We start from the raw sequence: 23,781 nt of genomic DNA on the forward strand, positions 1-23,781 counted from the left end.
CATGGCTGATCGGATAGAAATTTCGACCGAGAACCACATCGCGGTCATGACCATCAGGCGGCCCGAAAAGCTCAATGCGTTTGATATTGAGCTTTTGCAGGAACTCTCTGCCGCCTGCGACCGTGTGGAGGCCGATCGCAGCGTGCGCGTTGCGATCCTGACCGGCGAGGGAAAAGCCTTTTCAGCAGGCGGCGACATCAAGGCCTGGGGCGGCATGGAACCGCAGGAATTCGGCCATGCCTGGGTGCGCTATGGTCATCGGGTGTTCGAGCGGCTTGCGACTTTGCGTGTGCCGCTGATCGCGGCGATGAACGGCCATGCTTTGGGCGGCGGTCTGGAACTGGCAGGCGCCGCCGATATCCGCATTGTCGAAAAACAGGCGAAGATCGGTCTGCCGGAAACATCGCTGGGCATGATCCCCGGCTGGTCGGGCACGCAGCGTCTTGTACACCGCTTCGGCGCGCAGATCGTGCGGCGCATGGTGCTGGGCGGCGAGATGTTCACGGCTGAGGAAGCGCTCTCGCACGGGTTGGTCGATGCCGTTGTGGAAACGGGCGCAGCCTTGCAGGCGGCGCAGGATTATGCGGCGCGGGTGGCACAACGCGGACCGGCTGCACTGGAAATTTCCAAACTGATGCTGTCCGTCGCCAATGGCGAGGACAACGGAACCGCCGTCGAGGCGCTGGGTTCCATCCTTGTCGCCAAGACCGGCGATCTGAAGGAAGGTGTGCGCTCGTTCAGCGAAAAGCGCGAAGCAAATTTTAAAGGAGAATGGTGATGAGCGTTATTGTAAAGCCGCAACCGCTGGCCGGACTGGCCGTCCGCGAATTCTCCATGCTGATCGATGGCAAATGGGTGGGCAGCCAGAGCGGCCAGACCATTGAGCGCGTGGCCCCCGGCCATGGTGTCACGGTGAGCCGTTATCCGGCGGGTAACAAGGCCGATGTGGAGCGCGCCGTAGCAAGCGCACGCAAGGCTTTCGATGACGGGCGCTGGTCGTCTAAGACTGCTTCGCAGCGCTCGCTGGTTCTGCTGAAGGCTGCCGAGCTGATCGAGGCGCGGGCCGAAGAGCTTGCCTATCTCGATGCGATTGAAGCTGGAAAGCCGATCAGTCAGGTGCGCGGCGAGATCGCCGGTTCCGTCGATATCTGGCGCTACGCGGCAGCGCTTGCGCGTGATCTGCACGGCGAAAGCTATAACACGCTGGGCGATGGTACTTTGGGTGTCGTGCTGCGTGAGGCGATTGGTGTTGTCTCCATTATCACGCCGTGGAACTTTCCGTTCCTGATCGTCGGACAGAAGCTTCCTTTCGCGTTGGCTGCAGGCTGCACAGCGGTCGTCAAGCCGTCGGAACTCACCTCCGGCTCGACGCTGGTGCTCGGTGAAATTCTGGCCGAGGCGGGCGTGCCGGATGGCGTCGTCAACATCGTCACCGGAACGGGTGCGGATGTCGGCCAGCATATGAGCACGCATTCGGATGTGGACATGGTGTCTTTTACTGGTTCCACTGGCGTCGGCAAGCTGACCATGGCCAATGCCGCTCAGACCCTGAAAAAAGTGTCGCTGGAGCTTGGCGGCAAGAACCCGCAAATCCTGTTCCCGGATGCGGATATGGATGCCTTCATCGACGCGGCGGTGTTCGGCGCATGGTTCAATGCGGGCGAATGCTGCAATGCCGGTTCGCGGCTGATCGTGCATCGCTCGATTGTCGATGAGATTGTCGAGCGCGTCGCCGATCTGTCGAAAAAGGTCATTGTCGGCGATCCGCTCGATGTCAGCACACAGGTGGGCGCGATTATCACGCCGCAGCATCTGAGCAAGGTTGGCGCCTATGTCGATCAGGCCAGAAAGGCCGGTGCGGCGCTGGCGCATGGCGGCGAAGTTCTGGATCTCGGCCTCGGCCAATATATGGGGCCAACCATTCTGTCCGGTGTGAAGGCCGACATGGCCGTGGCGCGTGAAGAAGTGTTCGGGCCGGTTCTGTCGGTATTGTCCTTCGACAGCGTGGATGACGCAATCTCGATTGCCAATGCGGTCGATTACGGTCTTTCGGCAGGCGTGTGGAGCCGCGATTTCGATACCTGCATGACCATCGGCCGCAAGGTGCGTGCTGGCACAGTCTGGATGAACACTTTCATGGACGGCACGCCGGAACTGCCTTTCGGCGGCTATCGCCAGTCGGGTCTGGGCCGTGAGCTGGGCCGTCATGCGGTTGAGGATTATACCGAAACCAAGACGCTCAACATGCATATCGGTGCGCGGACGGCCATGTGGATGCCACAGGCAAAATAGGAGGAGACGGCTTTGGGAGGACAGCCGGATATCGTCATCATCGGATCGGGTATCGGCGGCGCGACGATGGCTGCCGGTCTTGCTGCGTCGGGTGCCGAAATTCTCATCCTTGAGGCGGGGGAGCATTTGCCGGACAGGCCGGAAAACCGTGACCCGCGCGCTATTTTCCAACAGGGCTTCTTTCGTCCGAAAGAGTTCTGGTACGAGACGAACGGTACGCCGTTCAATCCCGGCAATTATTACAATGTCGGCGGCAATTCCAAATTCTTTGGCGCGGTGCTGATCCGCTACCGCCGCGAGGATTTTGCAGAAATGGCGCATCTGGAGGGCGTCTCGCCCGCCTGGCCCTTTTCCTATGAAGAACTGGAGCCGTGGTATAGCCGCGCCGAACAGCTGTTTCAGGTGCGGGGTGAACTGGGCGGTGATCCGACCGAGCCAGATCATTCAAAGTCTTATCCCTATCCGGCGATCCGCGACGAACCAGCCATTGCCGATGTGCGGGCGCGGTTGAAGCAAGCCGGATTGCATCCGGCATCGCTGCCGCTGGGGGTCGATATCGACCGTTGGCTGGCAAAGGCCAAAACGCCGTGGGATGCGCATCCGAATAGCAATGACGGCAAGATGGATGCGGAAACCTGTCCGCTCGCGGTTGCCCTCAAGCATCCCAATGTCCGGCTCGAAACTTCCGCACGGGTGACACGGCTGGAACCCGGGCCGGATGGCAAGACCATTGCCACCGTGCATTATGTGAAGAACGGAGAGGCGCTGGTCCTGCGCCCGAAGCTGGTCATTCTGTCCGCCGGTGCGGTGCAATCGGCGGCGCTCTTGTTGAGGTCAGGACTGGCCAATCGCTCCGATCAGGTGGGGCGCAATTTCATGAACCACAATGCGAGCGCCGTAATCGCTTTCGATCCGCGCTATCGTAATGACAGCATCTACCAGAAGACCTTTGGCTTCAACGATTACTATCTGTCGGACGGGGCGGGCGGGCCGCCGCTCGGCAATGTGCAACTGCTGGGGCGCATCTCGGGTGCGATCCTCAAATCCAGTATGCCACGAGTGCCGGAATGGCTGTTGAACCGGGTTGCCGGACACACGATCGATTTCTACGCCATGAGCGAAGATCTGCCGTCGCCGGAAAGCCGCGTGACGGTGGATGGCGACCGCATTGTCCTGCATTGGGTGCGCAGCAACTGGCAAGCGCATCTGATGCTGGTGGAAAAGCTCAAATCCGCTCTGCGGGCAGCAGGTTTTCCGGTCGTGCTGTCGCGAGCCTTTGACCGGCGCACGCCGTCGCATCAATGCGGGACGGTGCGCATCGGCAACGATCCGGCGACAGCGCCGCTTGATCCCTGGTGCCGTGCCTATGATCACCTTAATCTCCACGTGGTCGATGCATCGTTCCTGCCGACATCGGCGGCGGTCAATCCGGCGCTGACCATTGCCGCGCAGGCGTTGCGCGTGGCGGACCACTTGAACCGGGAGGTTCTGGCATGAACCGTCAAAGACCTGTGGCGCTGGTAACCGGCGGACGTCGCGGCATCGGGCTTGGCATTGCCCGCGCCCTGGCGGCAAAGGGTTTTGATCTGGTGATCACCGATATTGAGGACGACGAGGCCGTCATTCACGAATTGCGCGGCATGGGCGGCAGGGTGGCTTTCTTCAAAAGCGATCTGGCTGCCGTCGAGACGCATGAGGCGACCATTGCCGCTGTGCTGAAGGAGTTTGGCAGCATCGACTGTCTCGTCAACAATGCGGGCATGGGGTCGGTCGAGCGCGGCGATTTTCTTGGGCTGAAGCCTGAAAATTTCGACACCATCATGGGGGTCAATTTGCGCGGCACAGTGTTTTTCACGCAGGCGATAGTGAAAGCCATGCTGGCGGTAACCGATGTGCGTTTTCCACGCAGCATCGTGACGATCAGTTCGGTTTCATCGGTGATGAGTTCGCCGGAAAGGCTCGATTATTGCATCAGCAAGGCGGGGCTGACCGCCTTCGTGCAAGGGCTGGCGCTGCGTCTGGCCGAGGCGCCGATTGGTGTGTTCGAAGTGCGTCCCGGCATCATTCGTACCGATATGACGGCCAAAGTCTCCGAGCGTTACGACGCGCTGATCGAAGGCGGTCTGGTGCCGATGAAGCGCTGGGGCGAAGTGGGCGATGTTGGCGCCATCGTGGCCGGGCTTGCGGACGGAAATTTCATCTTCGCCACCGGATCGGTGATCAATGCCGATGGCGGCCTTTCGATAGCGAAGCTTTAAGGGAAGTGCGCGATGAACTACGATTATATCATCGTTGGCGGCGGGCCTGCCGGTTGTGTTCTCGCCAATCGCCTCAGCGAAGATGCGTCTGTAAAAGTGCTACTGCTAGAGGCGGGCGGAAGCGACTGGAATCCGCTGTTCCATATGCCTGCGGGCTTTGCCAAAATGACCAAGGGCGTGGCGAGCTGGGGTTTTGAAACCGTTCCGCAAAAGCATATGAAAAACCGCGTGCTGCGCTATACGCAGGCCAAGGTGATCGGCGGCGGTTCCAGCATCAATGCGCAGATTTATACGCGCGGTAATGCCGCTGATTACGATCTTTGGGCCAATGAAGATGGCTGCACCGGCTGGGATTATCGCAGTGTGCTGCCCTATTTCAAACGCGCCGAGGACAATCAGCGTTTTAACGACGATTATCATTCCTATGGCGGCCCACTGGGCGTTTCCATGCCGTCCGCACCGCTGCCGATCTGCGACGCTTATATCCGCGCCGGGCAGGAACTGGGGATACCCTACAACCCGGATTTCAACGGGCGCGAACAGGCGGGCGTCGGCTTCTATCAGCTGACGCAGCGCAACCGCCGGCGGTCGTCCGCCTCGCTTGCTTATCTCGCATCGATCAAGGGACGGCGAAACCTGACGGTCAGGATCAATGCGCCAGTCCGTAACATCGTGCTGGAAAAGACCCGCGCCACAGGCGTGGCCCTGATGAGTGGCGAGGTGTTGCGCGCATCGCGGGAGGTCATCATTTCATCGGGCGCTATCGGCTCTCCAAAACTTCTGCTGCAATCGGGCATCGGTCCCGCCGATCATCTGAAACAGGTTGGCGTTGCGGTGAAACACGATCTGCCCGGCGTTGGCGAAAATATGCAGGATCATCTCGATCTGTTCGTCATCGCTGAATGCACTGGCGATCACACTTATGACGGCGTGGCAAAGCTGCACCGTACGCTTGGCGCGGGGCTGCAATATATCTTTCTGCGTTCCGGCCCTGTAGCGTCCAGCCTCTTTGAAACCGGCGGCTTCTGGTATGCTGATCCGGATGCCCGCTCACCGGATATTCAGTTTCATCTGGGGCTTGGTTCGGGCATTGAAGCTGGCGTCGAGAAGCTCAAGAATGCAGGTGTGACGCTCAATTCCGCTTATCTGCATCCGCGCTCGCGTGGAACCGTGCGGCTGGCTTCCAGCGACCCGGCTGCTGCACCGCTGATCGACCCGAATTACTGGAGCGATCCGCACGATCTGAAAATGTCGCTGGAAGGGCTGAAGATCGCACGTGAAATCATGCAACAGGCCGCATTGAAACCCTATGTCATGGCCGAGCGGCTTCCGGGACCGAAAGTGGTCACCGACGATGATCTGTACGACTATGCCTGCGCCAATGCCAAGACCGATCACCATCCGGTCGGCACGTGCAGGATGGGCACCGACGCTTCAGCCGTGGTTGATCTGGAACTGCGGGTGCACGGTCTGGAGGGGTTGCGGGTGTGCGACAGCTCGATCATGCCGCACGTGCCGTCCTGCAACACCAATGCGCCAACGATCATGGTCGGCGAAAAGGGATCGGACATTATTCGTGGACGCGATCCGCTGCCGCCGACCGTCTTCTCCTGGGAGAAGAATGACCGGCGACGAATGGCTTGATTAAACGGCGGTGCTAGAGCGGTTCCGGTTAAAATGGAATCGGGGAACCGCTCTATCTATTTGTTTTTACGCATTATCCTACGCAAAACCGCTACGCACTTTTGCTGGAAATGCTCTACGGGCAATTCATGGAAGCCTGGATGCCACCAAACTCGTATACCGATACATCCGGCGCGGAAAAGCCGACATTGCCGGTTATTTCTTGTCCCGGCTTCAATATTCCGGTGTTGAGTTTTTCCTCAACGGTATCGACTTTGGATTTGTTGGTCGGGTCATCGGCGAGAAAAAAGCATACATTTTTCAGATCGACATCCGTTGTCCCAACATTTCTCAAAGAAATGAGGACCAGGTTTTTAAAGAAAATGACACCTCCCCGGTTTGCCGTGCTTCCCTTCGAAGACTTTTCCATGATCTGTAAATCTTTCGAAGGGGGGCTGCCTGTTTCAGAAGCAAAAGCGTGTGAAGCCATGAAAGCAAAAAGAAACTGAAGTAAATAATATTTTTTCATGAAATAACTCCATGGAAAATAATAAATACTTATAGTGTTGCTTTATGTCTTTTTATTGATCTGATTTGCTGTAATTATTGCTCACTATCACTTTGGTCTGCTTCAGTGTAGCGCAAATAACCCACAATACCCGATCCCTTGCGGTTCGGCGTGTCTGACGGGTGATTGACGCCGTCATTGACCGGAATGACTTTGAAATCGAAAGGTGAGACGCCTTCCAGACATGCCGCATTCACACCGAACTGGTGTGGATTGGAGCGGCGCTGGTGATGCGTATAAATTCCGCATTTGGAGCAGAAGTAGTGCTTCGCGGTGCCGGTATTGAAAGTGTAGAGCGTCAGCGCATCTTCACCTTGCAGAATTTCCAGTCCGCCCACTTCTGCTGTTACGGCAACCGCTCCACGCATCCGGCAATAGGAGCAGGTGCAACGTCGCGCACTGTGCAGGCCATTGGACAATTTTACGCGAAAACGCACCGTTCCGCAGTGACACGCGCCCTTGGCTTCCGTGATGTCCGGATTCATTTTTCCCTCCATTCTGCTTATGGGGACGATATTTTCTTTTCTGCCAGTTTACCACCGGCGAAAACCGATTAAGTTCGGTTTCGGAAATGCTTCAGGGAGGGAGCGGCATGAGCGAATTCGCAGTCATCACAGGCGGCAGCACGGGGATCGGCAGACATCTGGTTACGGCTTTTGCCGATGCGGGCTATGCGGTGGCTTTCAGCTTCAAGGATGACGACGACGCAGCCCAGTTTCTGGTCGAGGCGATTGAAGCGGGCGGCGGTCAGGCGCTTGGGCTTGCCTGTGATGTCGGCGTTGGAGCCGAGGTCGAAGCTTTCTTCGACGAGGCGTGCAGCTGGTTTGGCGATGCGCCGGACGTGCTCGTCAACAATGCCGGTATCCAGACATGGAAATCATTGCTGGAACTCGCCGAAGACGAGTGGGACGATGTCATCCGCACCAATCTGAAAGGGTGCTTCCTCAACACGCAGGCTGCGGCCAAGCGGATGGTGGATGCCGACAAGAGCGGCGCGATCATCAATATCGGTTCGGGCTGCAACAAGCTGGCTTTCCCGAAACTTGTTTCCTACACGGCCTCCAAGGGCGGCATTGAGCAGTTCACCAAGGTTTCGGCGGTGGAACTCGGGCCGCATGGCATTCGCGTGAATTGTGTCGCTCCCGGCGCGATCCTCAATGAGCGCACGGCGCTGGAACAGCCCGATTATGCGGGCACATGGGCCAAGGTGACGCCATTGCGCCGGGTCGGCAGCGCTGAGGATCTGTCCGGTCCGGTGCTGTTCTTTGCTTCCGAGGCGGCGCGTTTCGTGACGGGCCAGACATTATGGGTCGATGGTGGCGTCTTTTCGCAGGCCAACTGGCCTTATGATAGGTGATTTTTAAGTGGTGATCCCGACTGGATTCGAACCAGTGGCCTACAGATTAGGAATCTGTCGCTCTATCCTACTGAGCTACGGGACCGACCGTTAAACCATCCGCTGTTGCCAGTGATGCCAGCATGTTCGGATATTTTCGACACATACTGGGTTTCATGGCGGTAGCCAACCCCGCAAAAAGCGGGGTAGACGGATTTTCTCAAGTTTGGAGTGACGTCAGGCGGCAAGCGCCGTCTCGGCGACGGACACGAAATAGCTGACGCCATAGGGAATAGCGTCGTCGTTGAAATCGTAGGCCGGGTGATGCAGGCCCGGCGTATCGCCATTGCCGATGAAGATATAGGCGCCGGGGCGTGCTTCCAGCATGTAGGAAAAATCTTCCGCAGCCATCATCGGCTCGACATTGGCGTTGACCTTGCCTTCACCTGCAACGCCGGTGGCGATGCGCTCGGCAAATTCCGTCTGCGCATCGTGGTTGAAGGTGACCGGATAATTGTTCTTATAGCGCACGGTAATTTCTGCGCCCGTGGCGGCGGCGATCCCGGCAGCCACTTCGCGGATACGGCGTTCGGCGAAAGCGCGGGTTTCCTTTTGCAGCGTGCGCACAGTGCCCGACAATGTCGCCTTTTCCGGGATCACATTGTAGGCCTCGCCCGCGATGAATTTCGTGACCGAAATGACGAGTGAATCCAGCGGATCGGTATTGCGTGAGACGATGCCCTGCAAGGCGATCATCAGCTGCGAACCGGCGAGGATCGGATCAATCGTGCGGTGCGGCTGTGCCGCATGGCCGCCGCGACCGCTGACGAAGAGATCGAATTCGTCGGTTGCGGCCATGATCGGTCCCTTGCACATGGCAAACTGACCCACGGGCAAACCCGGCATATTATGCACGCCATAGACTTCCGAAATGCCGTAGCGATCCATGACGCCGTCCTGGACCATGGCGAGGCCGCCCGCGCCGCCTTCTTCGGCAGGCTGGAACAGCAACGCGACCGATCCGCGGAAATTGCGGGTCTCGCTCAGATATTGTGCAGCGCCCAGCAGCATGGAAGTGTGCCCGTCATGGCCGCAGGAATGCGCCTTGCCGGGAATTTTCGATGCCCATTCGACGCCGCTGGTTTCATTGATTGGCAAAGCGTCCATGTCGGCGCGCAGGCCGATGGCCGGGCCGTCGCCGTGGCGGCCCTTGATGATGCCGACCACGCCGGAGCGTCCGACGCCGGTTTCCACATGGTCGCAGCCGAAAGCTTTCAATTTTTCCGCGACGAATTTTGCAGTGTCGTGCACGTCGTAGAGCAGTTCGGGATTCTGGTGAAGCTGGCGACGCCAACCGGCGATTTCCGCCTGTGTTTCTACGGCACGATTAAGCACTGGCATTTCGGAGAGGCTCCCGTATTGGGTCTATATAGGCATGGGTATCAGGTGTGATTTGAAGGGTACAGGATATGACGTTTCGGTGAAATCCGGCAATCCCTGTTTGCCTTTTCCTCGCCACATGGCATAGATAAGAGCAACGCAAATCCTCCTTATATGACCGAACGTGTCGTGTGTCGTCCTGATGGCGATTTGGAACCATTGAATTGAGCCGTGCAAACGGAGACCCGCAGAAGTTGCGGGCCATTATTGATTGGAACTGCGCAATGTTGTCGAAGTCGTTGAAAATCCTGGTTGCTGCCGCAGCAATGGCTGGCACGGCGATGGGAGCGGCAGTTGCCAATCCATCAATCGCCGTCGATGTGGCGACCGGCAAGGTTTATGCCCAAAAGGATGCGTTCCAGCGCTGGTATCCGGCTTCGCTCACCAAGATGATGACCGCCTATGTGGCGTTTCGCGCGCTCCAGTCCGGTCGCATGACGCTTGAATCTCCGGTGCCGATGACGGTTCGTGCCGCCAAGGAGCCGCCGAGCAAGATGGGCTACAAGCCGGGCTCGGTCATGACGCTCGATACCGCGCTGAAGATCATGCTCGTCAAATCCGCCAATGACGTCGCCGTCGCCGTGGGCGAGGCAGTCGGTGGCAGTGAAGCTGGCTTCGTACAGCTCATGAATGCGGAAGCGCAGCGTCTCGGCATGGTCGGATCGCATTTCGCCAATCCTAATGGTCTGCACGATCCGAACAATTATACGACGGCGCGCGATCTTGCGGTGCTCGCTGTGCAGCTGCGCCGTGAATTCCCGCAATATGCGCATTATTTTGCCACCGAGGCCATCGATCCAGGTGCGGGGAAGAAAATTCAGGCCAATTACAACATTCTGCTTGGCCGTTATGACGGTGCGGACGGCATGAAGACCGGTTTCGTCTGTGCGTCGGGCTTCAATCTGGCCGGGTCCGCCACGCGCAACGGTCGCACGGTGCTTGCCATCGTACTCGGCGCGGATCGTCAGGAAGCGCGCGCCGTGCAGGCTGCGCAGCTGATGACCGATGCATTTCGCGCCAGTGCGTCCGGCGGCGCAACGCTTGCGACACTGCGACCAATCGCAGGCGGCAATCTCAATGAGGCTGTCGATATGCGTAAGGCGATTTGCAGCAAGGAAGCCATGGCCGATCGTTGGGATGGACGCGATGTCGAGGGCAAGCTGAAGATCAACTCGCCCTATATTCACGCCATGGATCACGATCCGGTTGCGGTGCAGGTCGGACTTGTTTCCGAACCCGGCCCGGTCACAAAGCCGAGCCAGTTGCATATTTCGCAGGTGCCTGTGCCGATGCCGCGTCCGCAGCGTGCGGTGGGTATAAAGACGACCGCGATCAACTGATCCACCATAATATTGGGTTGATAGGGTCAACTCTGTCAGTCGTGTTCCTGAAGTGTCGCGCCCTCAAAGTGTGAAGTGTTTGCCATGCCAAATCCTATTCCCGTCTCCGTGTTGACCGGCTTTCTGGGCTCCGGCAAGACAACGCTGCTCAACCGGCTTCTGAAAGACCCGGCCCTGAGCGACACCGCCGTCATCATCAACGAATTCGGTGAGGTGGGTATCGATCATCTGCTGGTCGAGCAGGCGAGCGAAGGCGTTATCGAGCTTTCCGACGGTTGCCTCTGCTGCACGGTGCGCGGCGAGCTGGTCGATACGCTGGCTGATCTGATCGACCGCTTGCAGACCGGGCGCATCAAGGCGCTGAAGCGGGTCATCATCGAAACCACCGGTCTTGCCGACCCGGCGCCGGTGCTGCATTCGATCATGGGGCATCCGGTGCTGATGCAGGCCTTCCGTCTTGATGGCGTGCTGACGACCGTTGACGCCGTGAACGGCATGGCGACACTCGACAACCACGAGGAAGCGGTCAAGCAGGCGGCGATGGCCGACCGCATCATCCTGACCAAATCGGATCTGCCGGAAGCACAGGCGGGTTTGCCAGCGTTGAAAACACGGTTGCGGGCGCTCAATCCGGGTGCGGAAATTCTGACGGCAGGCGATCAGCGTACCGGCTTTGCGGCCTTGTTCGAATGCGGATTATATAATCCCGAGACCAAAACGGCGGATGTGCAGCGCTGGCTCAAGGCGGAAGCCTATGAGCATGATGACCATCATCATCACGACCATACGCATCATCATGATCACGGGCACGATCATGACCATGTTTGCGGCCCGAATTGCGACCACGATCATCATCATGCGCATCACCACCATCATGACGATGCCATCCGCTCGTTTTCGCTGCGGCATGATGCGCCCATTCCGCTCTCGAGTTTCGATATGTTCCTCGATCTCTTGCGCTCGACGCATGGCGAGAAGCTGCTGCGTGTCAAAGGCATCGTCCAGATCGCCGAAGACCCGGAACGTCCGGTGGTGATTCATGGCGTCCAAAAAATCTTCCATCCGCCAGCGCGCCTGCCGCAATGGCCGCAAGGTGAGAAGCAGACGCTTCTGGTGATGATCGTCAAGGATCTGCCGGAAAGCTATGTGCGGGAGCTGTTCGACGCATTTCTGGGTCGTCCAAGCCTCGACCGGCCTGATCGCGCAGCGCTGATGGAAAACCCGCTGGCAATCCCGGGCTTTTCACCGAAGCACTGAATCTTATTTTTTCCGGATCAGGAAACGCTGCACGGTTTCGCTGCGCTCATGTTCAATGAGCGCATGGCCTTCCTGCGCGCAGAAATGCGGCAGGTCGATACCGGAAAGCGGGTCGGTCGCCTCCACCCAGAGATATGCGCCGCTTGGCATTTTCTCCAGACGATGACGGGTCTTCAAAACCGGGAGGGGGCATTTCAGCCCCCTCAGGTCATAAACGGGAATGTGCGCCTCGGTAGTGGTCAGTTGCCGATGATCTTCCACCATGGCTTTTTCGCTTCCGGTGCAGCCACAGGTGCGGGCTGATCGATATTCTGTGCAACCGTGCTGCCGGTCGTCACTGGCGAAACGTCGGCAGGCATTGCGGGGCTCTGGGCGGGGTTTTGCTGCGGTGTCGGCACAGAGGCGGTGACCGGAGCGGCTACCGGAGCTGCAACGGGAGCCGTTGCGGCAATTGCGCTCGCTGGCTGCGCAAGTGCAGGCGTAGCAGGACGAATATCCGGTGCGCCAGCCTTTTCAGCCGATGATGGCGTGAGCGACGGCGGTTCTCGCGTTACCTTTTCGCCGCGGGCGCGGGCAGCGCTCCAGGCCGAAACGAGCTTGGCTTCGGTCAGGCCCTGAATCGATGGAGCAGGCGCTTTCTGCGAAGCGCTGAAGGCGCTCTGGAAGGTCTTTTCATAAGATGCGTAGGCCGTCGACATCGCGTCGGTGTTGGCCGATGGCGGGCAGGCATCCGTTGCCGAGAGTGGCTTTCCGTCTGGCGAAGCGACGTTGAACACGTAGCGCTTCTCGCAAACATCAACCTTCGGTGGAACCTTGGTCACTTCGAAGGCGTCATAGCCCTGCTTCAGCATTTTCCAGAAGCCGTAATTCGGGTCGCTCTTGTAGCGCGCCATGTTGGCATTGGTCATGCGGAACGGGAAGGCCTGAATCTGGAAGTCGCGCTGGCCGCCCTTGAAGGCGTCGCGTCCGAAGGCGTAGATTTCAGAAACGCTTTCGTCGGTCATCGAATAGCAGCCCGACGAAGAGCATGCGCCGTGCACCATCAGGTTCTGGCCCGTGCGCCCGTTGGCGCGGTCATAGGCGTTGGGAAAACCGATGTTGAAGGCGAGATAATAATTGGATTTCGGGTTCATCTGCGTCGGGTGGACGGTGTAGAAACCTTCCGGAGCCTGACGGTCACCCTCGATATATTTCGGTCCGAGCTTGCCCGACCATTTGCAGATTTCATAAGAGGCAATCTGGTCGTATTTGCCGTTATTCTTCTGCTTCCAAACTTCGAGAACGCCTTCTTCCTTGAAGATTCTGACCAGAATCGGCGAGGTGCGGGTCATGCCCTTCGCCTTCATCTTGGTGACGATCTTCTCGGGAAGCGGCTTTTCAGCGCGCAAGCTCAGGTCGGATACGGACGAGCCCTGACACCCCGCGAGAAGCGCGGTTGCCATGACGGTTCCAAGTATTGCGGTTCTGATCTTCATATCGCATCGAGTCTGTTAGAACGGTGCAAGAGACGATTTCCTGCAAGGGTGATTTTGACAACCAAACCTTACGGTATCGTTTACAAATCCTTGCCTGGATATCTAAAAATTAACGCGACGGCAATATGGCGGAAATGACGTGAAGATGCAAATCCGGGATGCGAAGAACATCCCGGATGAGAAATGCCAAAACTGGCAGGGCTTTATTAGAGATTACGGCCGATCTGGAGGAATTTCTGACGGCGTTCCTGCTTCAGCGTTTCGCCGTCGACATCCTTCATCGACCGTAACGATGCCGTGATCATGTCGCCCGCCGCATCGATGACAGCTTCCTTGCCGCGATGCGCGCCGCCCAGCGGCTCAGGAATGATACCGTCGATGACCTTGAGATCGAACAGATCCTGCGCGGTGATGCGCATGTTGGACGCGGCATCCTTGGCGCGGGTGGAATCGTGCCACAGGATCGAGGCCGCGCCTTCCGGCGAGATGACCGAATAGATCGAATGTTCGAGCATATAGACGCGGTTGGCGACGGCAATCGCGATAGCACCGCCCGAACCGCCTTCGCCGATGATGATCGAGACCACCGGCACGCGCAGACGCAGGCATTCGGCGGTGGAACGCGCAATGGCTTCCGCCTGGCCGCGTTCCTCGGCGCTGACACCCGGATAGGCGCCTGCCGTATCAACCAGCGTGATCAGCGGCAGCTGAAAACGGTCGGCCATTTCCATGATGCGGACGGCCTTGCGATAGCCTTCCGGGCGGGCCGAGCCAAAATTGTGCTTGAGGCGCGTCTTGGTGTCCGAGCCCTTTTCCTGACCGAGAATGGCGACCGGCTGTCCGTTGAAACGGGCAAAGCCAGCCTGCAGCGCTTCGTCATTGGCGAACTGGCGATCACCGGCCAGAGGCGTGAATTCCGTAAACAGCCGGTCGATATATTCCAGGCAATGCGGACGATCCGGGTGGCGGGCGATCTGCGCCTTCTGCCACGGGGTCAGCTTGCGGTAGATATCTTTCAGCGCATCGGCCGAACGCTTCTCGAGGCGGCGAATCTCGTCGCTCATCTCAACGCTGCCTTGTTCCTGCGCGAGCTTCTTCAGCTCAAGAATCTGGCCTTCGAGATCGGCGACGGGTTTTTCAAAATCGAGATAGTTGTACATCGGGCCTGACTGTTCGTGCGTTTCCAACGAGATCGCCGCAATAGCGTGCCTGAAGAAGGCTGTTTTACGGCGCCTTACATATTCACTGCGGGCTCAACTTGCAAATTTTGCTTTTCTCATAACCGGAGCAGGCTCAATCGGCAAGCGGATGATGTTCACTGACGAGCTTATGCAGTCTTTCCTCAAGCACATGCGTATAAATCTGCGTGGTCGAAATATCGGCATGGCCGAGCAATTGCTGAACCGTGCGCAAGTCAGCGCCGTTCTGCAAAAGATGGCTGGCAAAGGCGTGGCGCAGAACATGGGGTGAAATGGCGGCGGCGGAAAGATTGGCGCGGGCGGCCAACCCCTTCAATTCGCGGGCAAAAACCTGTCGCGCCAGATGCCCGCTTTCGGAGAAGGCTGGAAACAGCCACGGGTTCTCTTCGCAGGCGGGCAGGGAATCGCGCAAGGCCAAAAAGGTCTGCAACGCATCCCGCGCCTTGGTCGACAGCGGCACCATACGATCTTTCGAGCCCTTACCCCGCACCAACAAAAAACGGTGATCGGTGCGCGCAACGCGGACCGGCAGGCCCACCAGCTCCGAAACACGCAAGCCCGTGGCATAAAGCGTTTCAATCAGCGCATGAAGCCGCAGTGCCTTGATGCGCTCGCCTTGTTCTTGCGCTTCGCCTGCTTCCAGCGCCGCCCGGTCGAGAAGGCGGGTGACCTGATCGACGCTCATGATTTTTGGCAGCGGCTTTTGCTTCTTCGGCGCATCGATGACGCTGGTGGGGTCGTCCTGCCGAAAGCCTTCCGCATAGAGAAAGCGGAAGAACTGGCGCAGCGCGGACAGCCGCCGCGCCTGCGATGTCGCGGCAAAGCCTTCTGTCGCCATGCCGTCAAGCACCGAGCGAATGTGATCGGCCTCAGCTTCCGCTAGATTGATGCCGCGCTCAGCCAGTGCTTCGGCGGTCATGGTGAGGTCGCGCGCATAGGATTCGAGCGTATTGCCTGCCGCGCCCCGTTCAGCGCTCATCATTTCAAGGAAATTTTCAATCGCCAGCGATGCGCGCATCATTATTCCTGTGAAGGCGTGGTTGTTTCAATAGCTGGCGTCTCGCTTGCGGCGGTTCCAGCATTTGAAGGTGGTGGCGCAATCGGCACTGGGTTTAGTTTGGAGGCTGGAATCTCCACCCGCATTTCCTGGGTCTGCGGCTCGACGAAATTCGCAAGCGCATACATCGCAGCATAGACAATGGCTGCGATCAGGACGACGAAAGCGATGAGGCGCGTCAGCGTAGGCATCTGTCGTTTATGATGCGGCATTGCGGTGAAAGCAAGAATGTCGGTGGCGTCGCTGCAAAAAGCCGCCATTCCTCCTTTCAGATTCCATGAAAGCAATTGACGCCGCCCGGTTTTTCATGTGGAACCATCCCAAATGGATGAGGTTGATGAGCAGTATAGAAAAACAAGCCAATTCACATGAAAAGGCCGGGCTGCATGAGAAGGCGGGGCTCCACGGGCGAGCCGACGCCATCCGTGGTCTGCTCGGTACGAAGGTTCTGGTGCTGGTCGGCCTGATGGGCGCTGGCAAGTCCACCATTGGCCGCAAAATGGCTTCGATGCTCGGCCTGCCTTTCCGCGATGCCGATACGGAGATCGAAGCTGTCTCGCGCATGACGATCCCCGAACTGTTCGAAGCCTATGGCGAGGTTGAATTCCGCGACCTTGAACGCCGGGTGATCCTGCGTCTTCTCGATGACGGCCCGATGGTGCTTGCCACGGGCGGCGGCGCTTACATGAATGCCGAAACGCGCACGGCCATAGGCGCTGCGGGTGTTTCCATCTGGCTCAATGCCGATATCGATGTGTTGATGGACAGGGTTTCCCGCCGCCAGAACCGGCCGCTTCTTCGCAACAGCGATCCGCGTGCCGTCATGCAGAAACTGATGAATGAGCGCTATCCGGTTTATGCGCTTGCCGATCTGCACATGATGACGCGCGAAGAGAAGAAAGAAATCATCGCCGACGAGCTGATCGAGGTTCTCGCCCAGCATCTGGAAAAACGGCATCTGGAAAAATCGACTGGAGAATAGAATGAATGCGCCTTCGTCCGCACATGACAGTGTTACCGTGCCGGTTTCGCTGGGAGAGCGCTCTTACGATATCCTGATCGGCAAGGGCCTCGTTGACCGTGCGGGCGCGGAAGTTGCCAAGCGCCTGAAGGGCGCGCGCGTTGCCATCGTCACCGATGAAAATGTCGCCAGAGCGCATCTTGAACGGCTGCGGACAAGCTTTGGCAATGCCGGTATCGAAGCCACGCCCGTTATTGTGGCACCGGGCGAAAAATCCAAATCCTTTGCGACGCTTGAAACCGTCACCAATGCCATTTTGGCGGCCCGGCTGGAGCGCGGCGATGCGCTGGTGGCTTTCGGCGGCGGCGTGGTGGGCGATCTGTCCGGCTTCGTGGCCGGGATTGTGCGGCGCGGCATGAATTTCGTGCAGATGCCGACCTCGCTTCTCGCGCAGGTGGATTCGTCAGTTGGCGGCAAGACGGGCATCAACACTGCCTATGGCAAGAATCTCGTCGGTGTTTTCTACCAGCCGCAGCTGGTGCTGGCCGACACGGATGTTCTGGACACGCTGAGCCCGCGTGAATTCCGCGCCGGTTATGCGGAAGTTGCCAAATATGGCCTCATCGACCGCCCGGAGTTCTTCGCCTGGCTGGAGAAAAACTGGCAGGAAGTCTTTGCCGGTGGTGCGGCGCGAGCGCAAGCGATTGCCGAATCCTGCCGTTCCAAGGCCGCCGTTGTGGCGCGCGACGAGCGTGAAACCGGTGATCGTGCGCTGCTTAATCTCGGCCATACATTCGGACACGCGCTGGAGACGGCGACGGGTTATGATTCGAGCCGTCTGGTGCATGGCGAGGGTGTCGCCATCGGCATGGCGCTGGCGCATCGTTTTTCGGTCAAGATGAATCTGGCCGGTGTGGAAGCAGCGGAACGGGTCGAGGCGCATCTGAAGGCCGTTGGCTTGCCGACGTCGCTTGGCGAGGTGCCGGGCGGCCTTCCGCCTGCGGAAAAGCTGATGGACTATATCGCGCAGGACAAGAAAGTGGCGCGCGGCGCGCTCACCTTCATCCTCACCCACGGGATCGGCCAGTCTTTCATCGCCAAGGATGTGCCGCCCGCCGCCGTGCTTGAGTTTTTGAAGGAACGTCTCGCGGACGCATAATTTTCATAGCGCAACCGGTCGGCGCGGACGGAAAAGGAGATCGACGGAATGGTTTTCGAACTCTGGATCATGTGCGGGATCATCCTGCTTTGTGTCATTCTATCCGCCTTTTTCTCCGGTTCCGAAACGGCGCTGACGGCTGCGTCCCGCGCGCGGATGCATTCGCTGGAAAACCAGGGCGACGAGCGTGCCGAGGTCGTGCAGCAATTGATCAGCCGGCGCGACCGGCTGATCGGCGCGCTGCTGATTGGCAATAATCTCGCAAATATCCTCGCATCCTCGATTGCCACCAGCATTTTCCTGACCTTCTTCGGTGACGCCGGTGTGGCCTATGCCACTATCGCCATGACGATCATTCTGGTGATCTTCGCGGAAGTGCTGCCAAAATCCTGGGCCATTTCCGCGCCCGACCGCTTTTCGCTGGCGGTGGCGCGCAGCGTATCCTTTGTGGTGACGGTCATCGGCCCGGTTTCATCGGTGGTGAACTGGATCGTGCGCGTCATCCTGCGGCTGTTCGGCATCAATCTGGCGGCAGGGCGTTCGATGCTCTCAGCGTCCGAGGAGATACGCGGCGCCGTCGCTGTGCTGCATCGTGACGGTTCGGTGATCAAGGAAGATCGCGACCAGTTGGGCGGTCTTCTCGATCTCAAGGAGCTGGAAGTCAGTGACATCATGGTGCATCGCACCGCGATGGGAACGATCAATGCCGACGCGCCCGCCGAGCAGATCGTCGGCGATATTCTGGCAAGCCCGCACACGCGCATGCCGGTCTGGCGCAACGATATCGACAATATTGTCGGCATCATTCACACCAAGGATCTGGTACGGGCGCTTTACGACGTCGATAATGATTTTACCCGCATCGACATCATGAAAGTGGCGAGCAAGCCGTGGTTCGTGCCGGATACCACGACCTTGCAGGATCAGCTGAATGCGTTTTTGCGCCGCAAGGCGCATATCGCGATCGTCGTGGACGAATATGGCGATGTGCAGGGTCTGGTGACGCTGGAAGATATTCTGGAGGAAATTGTCGGCGATATTGCCGATGAGCACGATATCGACATGCAGGGCGTGCGGCTGCAACCGGACGGTTCGGTCATTGTCGACGGATCACTGCCGATTCGCGATCTGAACCGCGCGCTCGACTGGTCGCTGCCCGACGAGGAAGCGACGACGATTGCGGGGCTGGTCATTCATGAAACCCAGTCAATCCCGGAAGTGAAACAGGCTTTCACCTTTCATGGCAAGCGGTTCTCCGTGTTGAAAAAGGAGAAGAACCGCCTGACTCGTCTGCGTATCGTGACGCTGGATGCCGATGGAAAGCCGGTCGTGGCCGTTGGCGTTCTGCCGCAGCGTACCTAAATAGGGGATCACCGGCGCGTCGGTTCGCCGGGGGCAGAAGGTTCAAGCGCCAGCGCATGAACACCGTTGTTCAGCTCGTCCTTGAGGACTTCGTTGATGGCGCGATGGCGCTGAACGCGACTCAGGCCCGTGAAGGCATCGGAGACGATCCGGACGCGAAAATGCGTCTCGCCGGAGCCGTCAAAAGCGGCATGGTGATCGCTGTCGTGATGATGATGGCCAGCGTGAAGGTGGCTTTCATTAATGATTTCAAGTCGTTCTGGCGCAAAAGCTGCCGTCAGCTTCGCTTCCATCACGTCTTGTTTGCTATTGTGAATGGACATTTGGGCTCGTTCTCCCCATATACACGCTGTGCTTCATATAGACTCAAGCCCCGACGGCCCAAGGTGGGGCAAATCCGCACAGGAACCAGATCCGCTTCAAAATTTCGCCCAGTTGAAATGGCCAAAAGCCCAACCGGACGAAATGTCAATTCTTGTTTAGCAACCCCTTAATCCGCATAATTGATTCGATGACCACGAACTCCAAACTTTTCGACAGTATCCGCATCCGCCCGAAAAAGACGCAGCAGGCCAAGTCCAGCGGCCCTTGCTGCCAGTGGGACGGTTGTGACAAGCCCGGCACGCATCGCGCGCCGGTCGGACGCATGCGCGAAGGGGAATATTTCCACTTCTGCATAGACCACGTGCGGGAATATAATAAGAATTTCAACTATTTCTCCGGTCTTGCCGATGGAGATATCGCCAAATTCCAGAAGGATGCGGTCACTGGCCATCGTCCAACCTGGTCCACGACGGCGAATTCGACGGCCAAGGCGCGCACTTCCCCCGACATGGCCAAGATGCGTTCCGGCTCGGCTTCCTATCACAATCGCATTCGCGATCCATTCAATTTCGTGAAAGAAGCAAAAGGGCAGGAGCCGGGGGCAACAGCTAAGCGCAAGCCGCGCACGCTGGAAATCAAAGCGCTCGCTACACTCGGACTTGAACCGAATTCGACTAGCGATAAAATCAAGGCGCGCTATAAAGAGCTGGTAAAACAGCACCATCCCGATGCGAATGGTGGTGACCGCGGTTCTGAAGAGAGATTCCGCGATGTCATTCAGGCTTATCAATTGCTCAAGCAGGCAGGTTTTTGCTAGAGCATGAAGGATTGGCCAGTCTTGAACTGGCCGGTTTTTGATTGATCAAGTCGAGCTGTGGCTCAAGCCGCATTTATGCGATGCCAGATGTTTTCATCTGGCTGCAAAATGCTTTGACGGACATTCTCCTGCCGTGCTGGAAGGCGCGGATTCAAGCATGGATGCCCGCAACGAACGACGGAAGGGGCATACCACCGGCTTGCCGGTCATCATGCCCCGGATGATACTTGGATGTCGCGGCCGGACAGTCCTGCCGCCCTGGAGGCATGATGAACAAGGTTGAGCGGGATATAGCCAATTTGCCGGATACGACGGTTTCGGTGCGCGATGTGTTCGGTATAGATTCCGACATGAAAGTACCGGCCTATGCGGCGGGCGACTCCTATGTGCCGGAGCGTGATCCGGATTATCTTTTCGACCGTCAGACGACGCTCGCGATCCTGGCCGGTTTTGCCTATAACCGCCGCGTGATGGTCTCCGGCTATCACGGCACGGGTAAATCGACCCATATCGAGCAGGTTGCGGCGCGCCTGAACTGGCCTTGTGTCCGCGTCAATCTCGACAGCCATGTCAGCCGTATCGATCTCGTCGGCAAGGACGCCATCGTCGTCAAGGACGGCGTGCAGGTCACCGAATTCAAGGATGGCATCCTGCCCTGGGCCTACCAGCACAATGTCGCGCTGGTCTTTGACGAATATGATGCCGGTCGCCCGGACGTGATGTTCGTAATCCAGCGCGTGCTGGAAACCTCCGGTCGCCTGACCTTGCTCGACCAGAGCCGCGTTATTCATCCGCACCCTGCTTTCCGCCTGTTCGCGACCGCCAACACGGTCGGTCTTGGCGACACGACCGGCCTTTATCATGGCACGCAGCAGATCAATCAGGCGCAGATGGACCGCTGGTCCATCGTGACGACGCTGAACTATCTGCCGCATGACAATGAAGTGGCAATCGTTCTGGCCAAGGCCAAGCATTTCCAGAATGCGGAAGGCCGCGAGATCGTCAACAAGATGGTTCGCGTCGCCGACATGACCCGTCAGGCTTTCATCAATGGTGATCTTTCAACCGTGATGAGCCCGCGTACCGTCATTACCTGGGCAGAAAACGCGGCGATCTTCGGCAATGATATCGGCTTTGCCTTCCGCCTGACCTTCCTCAACAAGTGCGATGAACTGGAACGCGCGACGGTGGCTGAGTTCTATCAGCGCGCCTTCGGTGCGGAACTGCCGGAATCGGCGGCCAATATCGTTCTGGCCTGATGCTGTCTCCCGAAGCGGAAACCGTTTCGGGGCAGACAAGCGTGAGCAAAATTGACGATGCCTGTCGCCGCCATGGCGGCAGGGCCTTGATTTGATGGGAAGCAGGATAGGCATATGTCAGGCCAGATGTCAGGAATGGGCGACAATTCGCGCGAGCGCAAGCCGGGGCCAGTGGACTCCGAGCCGTTCAAGCGCGCGATCACCGCTTGCATGCGCGCTATTTCCGGCGAGAACGAGCTGGAAGTGGCGTTCAGCAATGATCGCCCCGCTCTGACGGCCAACCGCGCCCGACTGCCCGATCTTCCGAAGCGCCCGACCGCGCACGACATTGCCGTGACCCGTGGCCTTGGCGACTCGATGGCGCTGCGTCAGGCGCGCCACAATCCCCGCATTCATGCGCAGCTCGCGCCGGAAGGCAAACAGGCCCGCGCCATTTATGATGCTGTCGAGCAGGCCCGTGTCGAGGCCATCGGCGCGCGTGCCATGGCAGGCGTTGCCGATAATCTGGCGACCATGCTGGCCGACAAATATGCCAAGGCGAATTTCTCCGCGGTTACGGACAAGGAAGACGCCCCGCTTGAAGAAGCGGTGTCGCTCTTATTGCGCGAAAAGCTGACCGGACGGGCCGCACCTGCGGAAGCGGGCGAAGTACTGGAGCTGTGGCGGGACTGGATCGAGCAGAAGGCTGGCGGCGATCTGGCGCGTCTTGGTGAAAATCTCGACGATCAGCAGGCTTTTGCGCGCACGGTGCGCGATATGCTCGCTTCCATGGACATGGCTGAAGAGCTGTCGCAGGAAGAGCCGAGCGACGATCAGGAACAGAACGAAGAACAGACGCCGGATTCTGACGAGAACGAAGAAGGCGGCGATGAAAGCCAGGAAGGTTCCGATTCCGCTGAAAGCGAAGAGTCGGATAGTTCCAGCGAAGAAGGCGAGCAGGGCGAGATGGATGCCGCCGATGCATCCGCCGACGATATGGACGACAGCGAGGATATCGACGCGGAAACGCCGGGCGATACGCGCCGTCCCAATCAGCCTTTCGCCAATTTCGCCGAGCAGATCGACTACAAGGTTTTCACGCGCGAATTCGACGAAGAGGTCGAGGCGACCGATCTGTGCGATGAGGCCGAGCTGGACCGTCTGCGCGGGTTTCTCGACAAGCAGCTGGCCAATCTGCAGGGCGTGGTGGGCCGTCTCGCCAATCGCCTCCAGCGCCGCCTGATGGCGCAGCAGAGCCGCTCCTGGGATTTCGATCTGGAAGAGGGCTATCTCGACTCGGCGCGCCTCGTGCGTATCGTGGTCGATCCGACCCAGCCGCTTTCCTACAAGATGGAGCGGGATACGGATTTCCGCGACACGGTGGTGACGCTGGTGCTGGACAATTCCGGCTCCATGCGCGGTCGCCCGATCACGGTTGCGGCCACCTGCGCCGATATTCTGGCCCGCACGCTGGAACGTTGCGGCGTCAAGGTTGAGATTCTTGGTTTCACCACCAAGGCTTGGAAGGGCGGTCAGTCGCGCGAGGCCTGGCTGTCGCGTGGCAAGCCTGCCAATCCGGGTCGCCTCAACGATCTGCGCCACATCGTCTATAAGAGCGCTGACGCGCCATGGCGTCGCGCACGGCGCAATCTGGGCCTGATGATGCGCGAAGGGCTCCTCAAGGAAAATATCGACGGTGAAGCGCTGATATGGGCGCATCAGCGCCTGTTGGGTCGCCCCGAGCAGCGCAAGATCCTGATGATGATCTCGGATGGTGCGCCGGTGGATGATTCCACGCTGTCGGTCAATCCAGGCAATTATCTGGAACGGCATCTGCGCGCGGTGATCGAAGAGATCGAAACGCGTTCGCCGGTCGAGCTGATCGCCATCGGTATCGGCCACGACGTGACACGCTATTATCGTCGCGCTGTAACGATTGTCGATGCGGAAGAGCTGGCAGGCGCAATGACCGAGCAGCTTGCATCCCTGTTCGAAGAGCAGGGCGCGGCATCCGCCGGAAAAGGCAAACGCCGGGCTGGCGGAAGAAGATAAAAAAGGGGCTTTAAAGCCCCTTT

Annotated in this window: 23 protein-coding genes and 1 tRNA gene; 14 read left to right on the forward strand and 10 right to left on the reverse strand. The window is 58.5% G+C overall.

The features are described 5' to 3' along the window. The first annotated feature begins 1 nt into the window (after position 1). From QLQ11_RS09065 to QLQ11_RS09085, 5 genes are read left to right on the forward strand one after another with little or no spacing between them, the layout of a single operon-like run. Positions 2–778: an enoyl-CoA hydratase/isomerase family protein gene (locus tag QLQ11_RS09065; protein ID WP_109370004.1), complete on the forward strand. Its 777-nt coding sequence runs from the start codon at positions 2–4 to the stop codon at positions 776–778. Beyond that, the gene (locus tag QLQ11_RS09070; RefSeq protein ID WP_124915135.1) at positions 772–2,292 is read left to right on the forward strand and encodes an aldehyde dehydrogenase family protein; all 1,521 of its coding nucleotides are present in this window, start codon (positions 772–774) and stop codon (positions 2,290–2,292) included. Before QLQ11_RS09065 ends, QLQ11_RS09070 begins: the two co-directional genes overlap by 7 nt. A gap of 12 nt (positions 2,293–2,304) precedes the next feature. After that, positions 2,305–3,789, forward strand: coding sequence for a GMC oxidoreductase (locus QLQ11_RS09075; protein WP_109370002.1), 1,485 nt, complete (start codon positions 2,305–2,307; stop codon positions 3,787–3,789). Continuing rightward, positions 3,786–4,550: a 3-ketoacyl-ACP reductase gene (locus QLQ11_RS09080; protein ID WP_109370001.1), complete on the forward strand. Its 765-nt coding sequence runs from the start codon at positions 3,786–3,788 to the stop codon at positions 4,548–4,550. Before QLQ11_RS09075 ends, QLQ11_RS09080 begins: the two co-directional genes overlap by 4 nt. Before the next feature lie 12 nt (positions 4,551–4,562). Next, the gene (locus QLQ11_RS09085) at positions 4,563–6,194 is read left to right on the forward strand and encodes a GMC family oxidoreductase (protein ID WP_109370000.1); all 1,632 of its coding nucleotides are present in this window, start codon (positions 4,563–4,565) and stop codon (positions 6,192–6,194) included. A 115-nt stretch (positions 6,195–6,309) separates the two neighbouring features. Here the strand turns inward: QLQ11_RS09085 and QLQ11_RS09090 are convergent, their stop codons facing one another. After that, a complete protein-coding gene (locus QLQ11_RS09090) occupies positions 6,310–6,702 on the reverse strand; it encodes a DUF4354 family protein (protein WP_109369999.1) in 393 nt (130 codons plus the stop codon). Between the two features lie 74 nt (positions 6,703–6,776). Then, positions 6,777–7,226, reverse strand: coding sequence for a GFA family protein (locus tag QLQ11_RS09095; protein WP_109369998.1), 450 nt, complete (start codon positions 7,224–7,226; stop codon positions 6,777–6,779). Positions 7,227–7,333: 107 nt separating this feature from the next. Here QLQ11_RS09095 and QLQ11_RS09100 point away from each other — a divergent pair, with 107 nt between their 5' ends. Then, the gene (locus tag QLQ11_RS09100; protein WP_109369997.1) at positions 7,334–8,098 is read left to right on the forward strand and encodes an SDR family NAD(P)-dependent oxidoreductase; all 765 of its coding nucleotides are present in this window, start codon (positions 7,334–7,336) and stop codon (positions 8,096–8,098) included. Between the two features lie 8 nt (positions 8,099–8,106). Here the strand turns inward: QLQ11_RS09100 and QLQ11_RS09105 are convergent. Both QLQ11_RS09105 and QLQ11_RS09110 read right to left on the reverse strand, forming a co-directional pair. Further along, positions 8,107–8,183 (reverse strand) — tRNA-Arg (locus tag QLQ11_RS09105). A 131-nt stretch (positions 8,184–8,314) separates the two neighbouring features. Continuing rightward, on the reverse strand, positions 8,315–9,478 hold the full coding sequence (locus QLQ11_RS09110; RefSeq protein ID WP_109369996.1) for a M20 aminoacylase family protein: 1,164 nt from the start codon (positions 9,476–9,478) through the stop codon (positions 8,315–8,317). Positions 9,479–9,741: 263 nt separating this feature from the next. On the opposite strand from QLQ11_RS09110, the gene QLQ11_RS09115 reads away from it, so the two are divergent. Together QLQ11_RS09115 and QLQ11_RS09120 are read left to right on the forward strand one after the other, a co-directional pair. Next, on the forward strand, positions 9,742–10,857 hold the full coding sequence (locus tag QLQ11_RS09115; RefSeq protein WP_109369995.1) for a D-alanyl-D-alanine carboxypeptidase family protein: 1,116 nt from the start codon (positions 9,742–9,744) through the stop codon (positions 10,855–10,857). An 84-nt stretch (positions 10,858–10,941) separates the two neighbouring features. Then, complete coding sequence (locus tag QLQ11_RS09120; RefSeq protein ID WP_109369994.1) at positions 10,942–12,114, forward strand: GTP-binding protein; 1,173 nt, start codon at positions 10,942–10,944, stop codon at positions 12,112–12,114. Positions 12,115–12,117: 3 nt separating this feature from the next. Here the strand turns inward: QLQ11_RS09120 and QLQ11_RS09125 are convergent, their stop codons facing one another. The 5 genes from QLQ11_RS09125 to QLQ11_RS09145 form a co-directional block, all read right to left on the reverse strand. Then, positions 12,118–12,375: a sulfurtransferase TusA family protein gene (locus QLQ11_RS09125; RefSeq protein WP_244597188.1), complete on the reverse strand. Its 258-nt coding sequence runs from the start codon at positions 12,373–12,375 to the stop codon at positions 12,118–12,120. After that, positions 12,354–13,589 (reverse strand): murein L,D-transpeptidase family protein, encoded by a 1,236-nt coding sequence (locus tag QLQ11_RS09130; protein ID WP_109369992.1) that lies wholly within the window; start codon positions 13,587–13,589, stop codon positions 12,354–12,356. Before QLQ11_RS09130 ends, QLQ11_RS09125 begins: the two co-directional genes overlap by 22 nt. Before the next feature lie 206 nt (positions 13,590–13,795). Next, positions 13,796–14,749 carry an acetyl-CoA carboxylase carboxyltransferase subunit alpha gene (locus QLQ11_RS09135; RefSeq protein ID WP_109369991.1) on the reverse strand — a complete coding sequence of 318 codons (954 nt, stop codon included), beginning with the start codon at positions 14,747–14,749 and terminating at the stop codon, positions 13,796–13,798. Between the two features lie 133 nt (positions 14,750–14,882). Beyond that, positions 14,883–15,806 carry a site-specific tyrosine recombinase XerD gene (gene xerD / locus QLQ11_RS09140; protein ID WP_109369990.1) on the reverse strand — a complete coding sequence of 308 codons (924 nt, stop codon included), beginning with the start codon at positions 15,804–15,806 and terminating at the stop codon, positions 14,883–14,885. A gap of 2 nt (positions 15,807–15,808) precedes the next feature. Continuing rightward, positions 15,809–16,036 (reverse strand): hypothetical protein, encoded by a 228-nt coding sequence (locus QLQ11_RS09145; RefSeq protein WP_109370334.1) that lies wholly within the window; start codon positions 16,034–16,036, stop codon positions 15,809–15,811. A 146-nt stretch (positions 16,037–16,182) separates the two neighbouring features. Here QLQ11_RS09145 and QLQ11_RS09150 point away from each other — a divergent pair, with 146 nt between their 5' ends. Genes QLQ11_RS09150 through QLQ11_RS09160 form a run of 3 tightly spaced genes read left to right on the forward strand, consistent with a single transcriptional unit; the run spans position 16,183 to position 19,327 of the window. Next, positions 16,183–16,827, forward strand: coding sequence for a shikimate kinase (locus QLQ11_RS09150; RefSeq protein ID WP_109370333.1), 645 nt, complete (start codon positions 16,183–16,185; stop codon positions 16,825–16,827). Position 16,828: 1 nt separating this feature from the next. Further along, complete coding sequence (aroB, locus tag QLQ11_RS09155; protein ID WP_109369989.1) at positions 16,829–17,965, forward strand: 3-dehydroquinate synthase; 1,137 nt, start codon at positions 16,829–16,831, stop codon at positions 17,963–17,965. A gap of 48 nt (positions 17,966–18,013) precedes the next feature. Further along, on the forward strand, positions 18,014–19,327 hold the full coding sequence (locus QLQ11_RS09160; protein WP_109369988.1) for an HlyC/CorC family transporter: 1,314 nt from the start codon (positions 18,014–18,016) through the stop codon (positions 19,325–19,327). 8 nt (positions 19,328–19,335) lie between these two features. Here QLQ11_RS09160 and QLQ11_RS09165 read toward each other — a convergent pair whose 3' ends face one another. Beyond that, complete coding sequence (locus tag QLQ11_RS09165; RefSeq protein ID WP_109369987.1) at positions 19,336–19,650, reverse strand: BolA family transcriptional regulator; 315 nt, start codon at positions 19,648–19,650, stop codon at positions 19,336–19,338. Between the two features lie 188 nt (positions 19,651–19,838). Here QLQ11_RS09165 and QLQ11_RS09170 point away from each other — a divergent pair, with 188 nt between their 5' ends. From QLQ11_RS09170 to cobT, 3 genes are all read left to right on the forward strand, one after another. After that, positions 19,839–20,468, forward strand: a complete 630-nt coding sequence (locus tag QLQ11_RS09170; RefSeq protein ID WP_109369986.1) for a J domain-containing protein — start codon at positions 19,839–19,841, stop codon at positions 20,466–20,468. Between the two features lie 269 nt (positions 20,469–20,737). After that, positions 20,738–21,727 carry a cobaltochelatase subunit CobS gene (gene cobS / locus QLQ11_RS09175; protein ID WP_109369985.1) on the forward strand — a complete coding sequence of 330 codons (990 nt, stop codon included), beginning with the start codon at positions 20,738–20,740 and terminating at the stop codon, positions 21,725–21,727. Positions 21,728–21,841: 114 nt separating this feature from the next. Continuing rightward, the gene (cobT, locus tag QLQ11_RS09180) at positions 21,842–23,758 is read left to right on the forward strand and encodes a cobaltochelatase subunit CobT (protein WP_109369984.1); all 1,917 of its coding nucleotides are present in this window, start codon (positions 21,842–21,844) and stop codon (positions 23,756–23,758) included. The last annotated feature ends 23 nt before the right edge of the window (positions 23,759–23,781 follow it).

Source organism: Ochrobactrum sp. SSR, assembly GCF_030067775.1.
Taxonomy (GTDB): Bacteria; Pseudomonadota; Alphaproteobacteria; order Rhizobiales; family Rhizobiaceae; genus Brucella; species Brucella teleogrylli.

What these genes read in the sequence shown, in the direction of transcription:
- QLQ11_RS09170 (WP_109369986.1), top strand. Translation starts at nt 19,839, where the DNA reads ATGACCACGAACTCCAAACTTTTCGACAGTATCCGCATCCGCCCGAAA.
- QLQ11_RS09095 (WP_109369998.1), bottom strand. Translation starts at nt 7,226, where the DNA reads ATGAATCCGGACATCACGGAAGCCAAGGGCGCGTGTCACTGCGGAACG.
- QLQ11_RS09120 (WP_109369994.1), top strand. Translation starts at nt 10,942, where the DNA reads ATGCCAAATCCTATTCCCGTCTCCGTGTTGACCGGCTTTCTGGGCTCC.
- QLQ11_RS09150 (WP_109370333.1), top strand. Translation starts at nt 16,183, where the DNA reads ATGAGCAGTATAGAAAAACAAGCCAATTCACATGAAAAGGCCGGGCTG.
- cobS (WP_109369985.1), top strand. Translation starts at nt 20,738, where the DNA reads ATGAACAAGGTTGAGCGGGATATAGCCAATTTGCCGGATACGACGGTT.
- QLQ11_RS09070 (WP_124915135.1), top strand. Translation starts at nt 772, where the DNA reads ATGGTGATGAGCGTTATTGTAAAGCCGCAACCGCTGGCCGGACTGGCC.
- QLQ11_RS09065 (WP_109370004.1), top strand. Translation starts at nt 2, where the DNA reads ATGGCTGATCGGATAGAAATTTCGACCGAGAACCACATCGCGGTCATG.
- QLQ11_RS09090 (WP_109369999.1), bottom strand. Translation starts at nt 6,702, where the DNA reads ATGAAAAAATATTATTTACTTCAGTTTCTTTTTGCTTTCATGGCTTCA.
- QLQ11_RS09160 (WP_109369988.1), top strand. Translation starts at nt 18,014, where the DNA reads ATGGTTTTCGAACTCTGGATCATGTGCGGGATCATCCTGCTTTGTGTC.
- QLQ11_RS09130 (WP_109369992.1), bottom strand. Translation starts at nt 13,589, where the DNA reads ATGAAGATCAGAACCGCAATACTTGGAACCGTCATGGCAACCGCGCTT.
- QLQ11_RS09165 (WP_109369987.1), bottom strand. Translation starts at nt 19,650, where the DNA reads ATGTCCATTCACAATAGCAAACAAGACGTGATGGAAGCGAAGCTGACG.
- QLQ11_RS09085 (WP_109370000.1), top strand. Translation starts at nt 4,563, where the DNA reads ATGAACTACGATTATATCATCGTTGGCGGCGGGCCTGCCGGTTGTGTT.
- QLQ11_RS09080 (WP_109370001.1), top strand. Translation starts at nt 3,786, where the DNA reads ATGAACCGTCAAAGACCTGTGGCGCTGGTAACCGGCGGACGTCGCGGC.
- QLQ11_RS09110 (WP_109369996.1), bottom strand. Translation starts at nt 9,478, where the DNA reads ATGCCAGTGCTTAATCGTGCCGTAGAAACACAGGCGGAAATCGCCGGT.
- QLQ11_RS09145 (WP_109370334.1), bottom strand. Translation starts at nt 16,036, where the DNA reads ATGCCTACGCTGACGCGCCTCATCGCTTTCGTCGTCCTGATCGCAGCC.
- QLQ11_RS09100 (WP_109369997.1), top strand. Translation starts at nt 7,334, where the DNA reads ATGAGCGAATTCGCAGTCATCACAGGCGGCAGCACGGGGATCGGCAGA.
- cobT (WP_109369984.1), top strand. Translation starts at nt 21,842, where the DNA reads ATGTCAGGCCAGATGTCAGGAATGGGCGACAATTCGCGCGAGCGCAAG.
- aroB (WP_109369989.1), top strand. Translation starts at nt 16,829, where the DNA reads ATGAATGCGCCTTCGTCCGCACATGACAGTGTTACCGTGCCGGTTTCG.
- QLQ11_RS09115 (WP_109369995.1), top strand. Translation starts at nt 9,742, where the DNA reads ATGTTGTCGAAGTCGTTGAAAATCCTGGTTGCTGCCGCAGCAATGGCT.
- xerD (WP_109369990.1), bottom strand. Translation starts at nt 15,806, where the DNA reads ATGCGCGCATCGCTGGCGATTGAAAATTTCCTTGAAATGATGAGCGCT.
- QLQ11_RS09135 (WP_109369991.1), bottom strand. Translation starts at nt 14,749, where the DNA reads ATGTACAACTATCTCGATTTTGAAAAACCCGTCGCCGATCTCGAAGGC.